The following is a 7,586-nucleotide window of genomic DNA, read 5'->3' as shown; positions in this document are numbered from 1 at the left end:
TTCCCAGACTTTCGTACGCCTCGCGGCGCCCGAAACCCTTCAGGGGAAGCCGAATGTCTGCTTCAGAACTGGCCTGATCATAAACTGCCACCATGGGAGCACGTATAGTCCTTGAATTTTCCATGAGGATTTTTCAGATTCTGACACGTGAGGATGAGGCCGCATAACTATTTCGGGTAATCTTCCGTCAAATGCAGAATCGACTGGCTGCGAAAAAAGTCAGGAGAACTAATTATCAAACGGAGAAAGTGCTTCAATAATTCGGCATTCTGAAATATTACCTCCCCCGCATGATTCTATCATCGTAGAAAGTTCATGGCGCAATGCGATGAGATCCGCAATTTTGCGCTCAATTTCTGCCATATGGTCACGAGCAATTCTATCAACTGTCTTACAATCCTGGGTTCCCTGATCCGTTAGGGATAATAGAGCTCTTACCTGGTCTAATGAAAAACCCAGATCCCGAGATCGACGAATAAAAGACAGTCTCGCGAGTGCCTCATCATCATAAGTGCGATAATTGCCATCGGTCCGCTGTGGCGGAGCCAGAAGACCGATCCGTTCGTAATAGCGGATCGTCTCGACTTTGGTATTCGTCGCCTTCCCCAAGGCACCAATCGATCGCATTCCCTGCCTCTTGACCCTGTAGTTGCTACAGGGAGCATACATTAAAACAGATGATTCGTCAGGGAGGCGCTGGATGGCAGGAGGATGCTGTGGTGGATGCACAGATACGCCGCTACCAATCAATAAATCATGGCGGAGAGCGCTCCTGATCGCGCTTTTTCTCAATGCCAGCATGTTTGCCGTTGAAGCTGGGGCTGGCGTGTCGGTTGGATCTGCATCCGTACAGGCGGACGCGATTGATTTCCTTGGCGACAGCGCCAACTACGCAATAAGCCTCAGTGTTGCCGGAATGGCATTGCGATGGCGAGCTGGCGCGGCCTTTCTGAAAGGCCTGACCCTGTTCATGGCTGGGCTATGGGTAATGGCCAATGCTGGGTGGATAGTAATGAACAGCAACCATCCGCCTCACCCAGACGCAATGGGCGGCATTGGTCTGCTTGCCCTCGCGGTCAATCTGGCCTGTGCCCTCATATTATGGACACACCGGAAAGGTGATGCCAACCGCCGTTCTGTATGGATCTGCTCTCGTAATGATGCGATCGGAAATGTTGCCGTTGTGCTGGCAGCTCTGGGCGTGTTTGGCACTCGTTCTGCGTGGCCGGATATTGCGGTAGCTGCCATCCTTGCGATGCTTGGTATTAGTGGAGGTGTGCAGATTATGCGACAATCGAGAGTAGAACTAACAGATAACAAATCAGATATATCACGACATATCAATGTATAAATCATATAATACTCTAGAATATATTAAGCAGGTAAGGAGACGCACACGCTATAATGCGGCATTCATTCTCCTGATTTTTCCCCTGCTCTGTGGCTGTACAAATAGTGATCACTCAAATATTTCGCCGGAATCAGATGTCCAGAAATTTTCCAGCCGTCAATTTACGGATGCCGGATTGCAAGAATTCATTACAAAAGTTCTCGGACCAAACGTATCGAGTCAGGAAAACGCATGGGGCATCACTCGCCTGACGCTTGCTACCTTGTATTTTCATCCCGATATCCTTGTAGCTAAAGCTGAACTGGAAACGGCTCGCGCTGGAATCAAGACAGCCGGTCAACTGCCCAATCCCAGTTTCACGGTGCTGGGTGGCCCATCGGCTCATTACGTCGGCTACGGCGCGTCAATACTGATCGAATTTTTCGGCAGGCGTTATCACCGTATCAAAGAAGCCAGATATCGGGCTGCCGTCGCGCAATGGGAAGTCATCAATACTGCATGGAAACTACGCAGCGACACGCGGTCTGCTCTTCTCGGCGTCTGGGCTGTATCCGGGCGCCTCAAGCTTGTGGAAGAGACTGCGGCAGCTAAACGCGAACTCTTTACCCTGGAACAGGCACGTTTTGATCAGGGGCGAGCATCCGCTCTCGAAATATCGCAGGTACGGACGGAAATGATCCATGCCGAGTTGTCTGTCAGTGATCTGCGGCGCGAGTATGCCGTCCGTAAGGCAGCTCTGGCAGGAGCAATCGGGGTTCCTGCCGAAGCACTTGATTCCATTGCTCTTGATACAAAAGCATTTGATGTCTGTCCCGACCTCATGGAATACCGCGATTCACAGGACATGAGATACCAAGCCGTAATGCAACGCGCGGATCTGCGGGAACTTCTTGCGTCTTATGACGCCGCCCGACAGGCTCTACGGGTCGAAGTTTCCCGACGCTATCCCGATGTCACCATCAGTCCCGCCTATAACTGGGATATTTCAAATCGCTTTGAGGTAAATCCCTCTCTGCAAATTCCGATTTTCAATCAGAACGAAGGCCCCATAGCTGAAGCTGTTGGGCAGGAGCATGAGGCGGCGGCTCGTCTCCGGCGTGCAGAGAACACGGTGTTTAAGTCCATCTCGCAGGCTACGGCCAATTACCGCGGCACGACATCAATTCTGCTACAGGCGGATGAACTTGCCAAAACCGTACGGGTAAGGCTGAACCAGATGCAGCACCGCCTTCAGTCAGGCGCAATCGACCGACCAACGATGGTTATGACTCATATAGAGCAGATTCAAGCAGAGACCGCTCTTCTTGAAGCAGAAATTCAGCAACGGCAAGCCATAGGTCAGATCGAAGATGGCATGCAGCAGCCCATTTTTGATCACACCAGTGCCGCGCAGGTTTCCGGCCTGCTTGAAAATAACCAAAGGAACTCACCATGAAAGCGAGGGCCTTCTGGCTGCCTCTTGTAGGTCTTTCTGTCTTCCTAGTTCTAAACGTGGCGGACATTGCTATTGCAGATGATGATGATCCACCAGTTTCGGTTCTTGGCGAAGAGGCGACCGTGACGGTCTCCCCGGAAGCAGTTACGAAGAGTGGTATCGCTTCTGCACGACCCAGCATCGTGCCTTGGAGAAAGTTGGTTCCCGCCTATGGTTACGTTCTGAACGCAACACAACTTATCACTCTTGTTAGTGATTATGCTGACATGAAAGCGCGGCTGGAGAGCATGCAGGCACAGCAGACGCTTGCCCGTGCGAAACTCGATCGTGACAAAGGACTGTATCGCGACCGGCAGAATATCTCTCAGGAACAATTCCAGGAGACAACAGCCAGATTTCAGTCCAACTCAGCTATGGTAAAAGCAGAACAGGTCCGGGTGAATAACGCACTTAATATTATCAGACAGCAATTTGGTTCGGTCATATCTGACGCTACCGAAAAAAATACAATTTTCATTACACAGTTACTTCAACAACAAGTGGTCTTGGTCAAGGTGACCCTTCCACCAGATACGGATCTACCAACCCCACCAAGTCAGGCGGATGTGACCGATTATGGAAACACGGGTGGACACGGGACAATGCTCCACTATTTGTCTCCTGTAACCATGACCGATCCTGCTATTCAGGGGCGTAGCTTTTTCTATTTTGCGTCGGCTGAAAGTCAGCTTGTCGCGGGCATGAATGTTTCCGTTCTCCTGCCTACCGAAGAGGAACGTCCCGGTATCCGGATACCTGCATCAGCTATTATCTGGCTGCAAGGTAAGTCGTGGATATACCGTGATAACGGACACGGAAAATTTACACGCCTACCCCTTACGACCGACGTGCCGGACCGAGAAGGTGGCTACCTGATCCAAGATACTCCAGGACAAATCACACACGAAACGCAAATCGTCGTAGAGGGTACGCAATTACTTCTGTCTGAAGAATTCCGAGCTCAGCTTGAATCAGGAGACGATGACGACTGATGACGGGACGTTCTTTCAGCCTTCAGGCAGCTATTATCGGGTTTTCGATCCGCTTCCGGGGCGTGGTTATCGCAACCGCATGTCTGTTGTTCTTCTATGGCCTGTATGGCTTGAGACATGCCAGCTATGATGTGTTTCCGGAATTCATTCCGCCACGGGTCACGATCCAGACCGAAGCCGCTGGTTTTACGCCGGAACAGGTCGAAACATTGGTTAGTCGCCCAATGGAAATTGCCCTGACCGGCCTCCCGGGTATTCAGCGCGTGCAATCGACTTCGATTCAGGGACTGTCAGTCGTCAACGTCCTGTTTGCGACATCGACCGATATTTATCGCGCCCGGCAACTGGTCGGGGAACAAATGAATGTTGTTGCACAGCAATTGCCAGCCGGTGTTCATGCTCCGACTATGACGCCACTGACCTCATCCGCCGGTCTGGTACTGGTGATTGGTCTGACGTCGGAACAACAGTCCCTCATGCAGTTGCGCACGCTTACTGACTGGTCATTAAGGCCGCGTCTGCTGGCGTTGCCTGGTGTGGCTGGAGTCAGTGTGTTTGGCGGGGAGCGTCGGTCACTCCAGATACAGGTACATCCAGACCAACTCATCTTGCATCATATCGGACTTGATGACGTCCTTGCGGCTGCCCAGGAAGCAACTGGCATACAGGGGGCCGGCTTTATTGATACCCCGAACCAAAGAGTCGTTCTTCAGTCTGACGGTCAGGCCCTGACGCCAGAAAGTCTGGCCCGCACTGTGATTGTCCGCTCTGATAATGGTGCTGTCACACTGGGCAGTATTGCCACTGTAACTGAAGCCCCTATTCCCGCCTTCGGCGCGGCCAGTATCGAGGGAAAGACAGGCATTGTGGTTAATATATGGGAACAGTACGGTGCCAATACGATGGCTGTGACCCGGGAAATCGAGGCGGCACTTACCGATTTCCGCCCGCAATTGCAGGGACAGGGGATTACATTGCATGCTGACCTGTTCCGACCCGCCAATTTCATTACGACCGCATTGGGGAATGCCACACGAGCATTGCTTCTGGGCGGTTTTCTAGTGGTTGCCGTAATCTTTCTTTTCCTTTTTGACCTGCGAACCGCTGCAATCTGTTGCGCCACCATACCTTTGGCTATTCTGATAGCCCTGTCGTTGCTGGAGACACTCGGGGTTACTTTGAATGCCATGACCCTGGGGGGGCTTGCTATCGCCATCGGCGAGGTCGTGGATGACGCCGTGATCGGGGTCGAAAATGTTACACGCCGATTGCGTGAAAACCGGCTTCTGGTCCAGCCCGCATCTACAGCGCGCGTCGTACTCGATGCATGCGTTGAAGTCCGCAGTGCAGTGGTTTACGCGACCTTTGCTGTCATTATCGTTTTCTTGCCTGTCATCGCCCTTCCCGGACTTTCGGGACGACTGTTTGCTCCACTGGCAACAGCTTATGTTCTTGCGGTCATGGCTTCTCTTGCCGCTGCTGTAACCGTTGTACCTGCACTCTGCGCATGGCTCTTGGCGACGCCTGGAGAAACCCGGAGAGAGCCCCCCCTGGCAGGATGGACCGCCAGAGCTTATGAATGTCTTCTGGCCAGATTAATGCGCCATCCCCGATTTGTTATAGGCGGGATGATCCTGACCACCTTGATAGGGTTTGCGGCCCTTCCATTCCTTGAAAGCGATTTCATTCCTGATTTCAAGGAAGGTCACCTTATCATTCATATGACGGCTGCTCCGGGGACTTCCCTGGAACAGTCTCTGAAATTAGGTAGACAGGTTACAGAAAAACTTCGTCAGCTTCCCGAAATCCGTTCGGTTGCTCAGAGAGTCGGACGCGCCTCGCTGGATGAGGACACGTATGGACCACATACCAGCGAGTTTGAGGTTGATTTGAATCAGGTGGATGGGAAGGCTTCCCGACAGATTGATGCCCGCGTTCGCAAAGCGCTTGACGGGTTCGTTGGGGCCAGTTTTTCTGTCAGTAGTTTTTTGACGATGCGCGTAAACGAAACCCTTTCTGGTTCGTCTTCGGCTGTGGCAATCAATATTATTGGCGATGATCTGGATGTATTGGATATCCAGGCAAATAATATTGTCCGCATGTTGCATCAGATACATGGCGCAACAGATGTCCGGATAGAAGCACCCCCTGGTGTTCCGGAACTTGCTATTCGGCTACGCCCTGCTGATCTGGAGCGCTGGGGGCTTCGGTCGGCGGATGTACTCCGATCCATCCATACAGCCTGGCAGGGTGAAACCGTGGGGCAGATATACGAGCGTTCTGCGGCTTTTAATGTTATGGTTCGTCTTGATGACGCAAGTCGTAATGATGTTGCGTCTGTCGGCTTCCTGCCACTGCATACTGTTCACGGAAACTACGTACCACTCCGCGCTGTCGCAGACATATATGAGACGAACGGTCGCTATCAGGTGTCACATCTGGGAGCACAGAGAACACAGACTGTCACCGCAAATGTTACAGGACGATCAGCTCAATCTTTCGTTCAGGACGCACGCACGGCTATAGCAAAAAATATCAAACTGCCTCTTGGAACCTACGTTCAGTTTACATCCGCAGCGGAAGCTGAATCACAATCACGCAAGGAACTGTTTATAAATTCCGGGCTCGCTGCCATAGCGGTCATGATTCTGCTCTCAATAATCACACAAGGATGGCGCAATCTCGCTCTGATACTCGTCAATCTTCCCTTCGCATTTGTCGGCGGCATTCTGGCAATCATTGTTTCCGGCACAACGCTAACTCTTGGGGCAACAGTCGGCTTCGTTACTCTATTCGGGATTACGCTTCGGAATTCGGTGATGATGATTTCGCATTTTGAGACTTTGGTCGAGCGGGAACATCTCACATGGGGAGTAACAACAGCGCTCCGGGGGGCCAGAGACCGCGTCGTCCCCGTACTCATGACATCGCTCGTTACGGCGCTTGGACTGGCGCCTCTGGCTGTTGATATGAATGCGCCTGGGCGGGAAATCGAAGGACCTATGGCAGCTGTCATTCTTGGAGGGCTCATGACATCAATGATACTTAACCTGTTTGTTTTGCCTATTCTTGCTGTCAAATTTGGTAGTTTTTCTGAAAACGAAACGGGAGTTCCGGAAACCTTGTTCAAGTGACAGGTATGGGCCACTGCTGCACAGAACTACTTGAAGATTATGTCCGATATGCCAATAGAACCCAGAATGAAAACTGCTTCCGTATCACGCTCGGCCACCATTCGGTCTGGCTCGACCTTCTGGTTGGGTTCGGAATTGCCTTCATGAATCTTGACGCTGTCCAGAAAATCTGGATTGCCGCCCGCACCGAACATCATCGTGTCAAGGCCGAAAACCGAAAGCATCGTTGCCCGATCCAAATGATTTATACTCCCTGCCCAGTGGCTTCGGGCGTGTCTTGCTACGGCCAACCTAAGCGCCTGTATTCTTGCTGGTTATTTCCCATAACGATCACCCCACTCTCGGCTCCAAGTGATAGCGGGGGACTGCGCGGACTATGTCCGTTATGCGAAAGGCGAGCCAACCCACTTTTATGTCCGACATGAGGCGGAAGCCGACATGGAGGCATCGCTCCGTCATGCAAAACTACCCGCAAGCCACTCCCTGAGCTTCGACCACCGTCGCCTGCCACCCTGATTGCGCACGGCGATAGCAAGCGCCTTCTTCTGGCCCACGAGCACGACGAGCTTCCGCCCCCGTGTGACGCCGGTGTAGAGCAGGTTCCGCGCCAGCATGGCGTAATGCTGCGTCACCAG

7 protein-coding genes are annotated in these 7,586 nt (G+C 52.3%); 4 read left to right on the top strand and 3 right to left on the bottom strand.

The window, feature by feature from the left end; all coding sequences use genetic code 11:
• Positions 1-228: 228 nt before the first annotated feature.
• A complete protein-coding gene (locus B7449_RS16550; RefSeq protein ID WP_003618791.1) occupies positions 229-627 on the bottom strand; it encodes a MerR family transcriptional regulator in 399 nt (132 codons plus the stop codon).
• A 73-nt stretch (positions 628-700) separates the two neighbouring features.
• Between B7449_RS16550 and B7449_RS16545 the strand changes: the two genes are divergently transcribed.
• The 4 genes from B7449_RS16545 to B7449_RS16530 are packed head-to-tail and all read left to right on the top strand — an operon-like array spanning position 701 to position 6,951.
• A complete protein-coding gene (locus tag B7449_RS16545; protein ID WP_010516881.1) occupies positions 701-1,351 on the top strand; it encodes a cation transporter in 651 nt (216 codons plus the stop codon).
• A complete protein-coding gene (locus B7449_RS16540; protein ID WP_019088956.1) occupies positions 1,344-2,786 on the top strand; it encodes a TolC family protein in 1,443 nt (480 codons plus the stop codon). Before B7449_RS16545 ends, B7449_RS16540 begins: the two co-directional genes overlap by 8 nt.
• Positions 2,783-3,817: an efflux RND transporter periplasmic adaptor subunit gene (locus tag B7449_RS16535; RefSeq protein WP_034932598.1), complete on the top strand. Its 1,035-nt coding sequence runs from the start codon at positions 2,783-2,785 to the stop codon at positions 3,815-3,817. Before B7449_RS16540 ends, B7449_RS16535 begins: the two co-directional genes overlap by 4 nt.
• Positions 3,817-6,951, top strand: coding sequence for an efflux RND transporter permease subunit (locus tag B7449_RS16530; protein ID WP_034932600.1), 3,135 nt, complete (start codon positions 3,817-3,819; stop codon positions 6,949-6,951). Before B7449_RS16535 ends, B7449_RS16530 begins: the two co-directional genes overlap by 1 nt.
• A gap of 26 nt (positions 6,952-6,977) precedes the next feature.
• Here B7449_RS16530 and B7449_RS16525 read toward each other — a convergent pair whose 3' ends face one another.
• On the bottom strand, positions 6,978-7,175 hold the full coding sequence (locus B7449_RS16525; protein ID WP_010516885.1) for a hypothetical protein: 198 nt from the start codon (positions 7,173-7,175) through the stop codon (positions 6,978-6,980).
• Between the two features lie 231 nt (positions 7,176-7,406).
• The coding region (locus tag B7449_RS16520; RefSeq protein ID WP_048883851.1) for an ATP-binding domain-containing protein at positions 7,407-7,586 on the bottom strand (180 nt) is incomplete at its 5' end.

This window comes from Komagataeibacter intermedius TF2 (assembly GCF_000964425.1).
Classification (GTDB): Bacteria; Pseudomonadota; Alphaproteobacteria; order Acetobacterales; family Acetobacteraceae; genus Komagataeibacter; species Komagataeibacter intermedius.
Note: the sequence above shows the minus strand (reverse complement) of the source record. Positions and strands in the feature narration are given on the sequence as shown.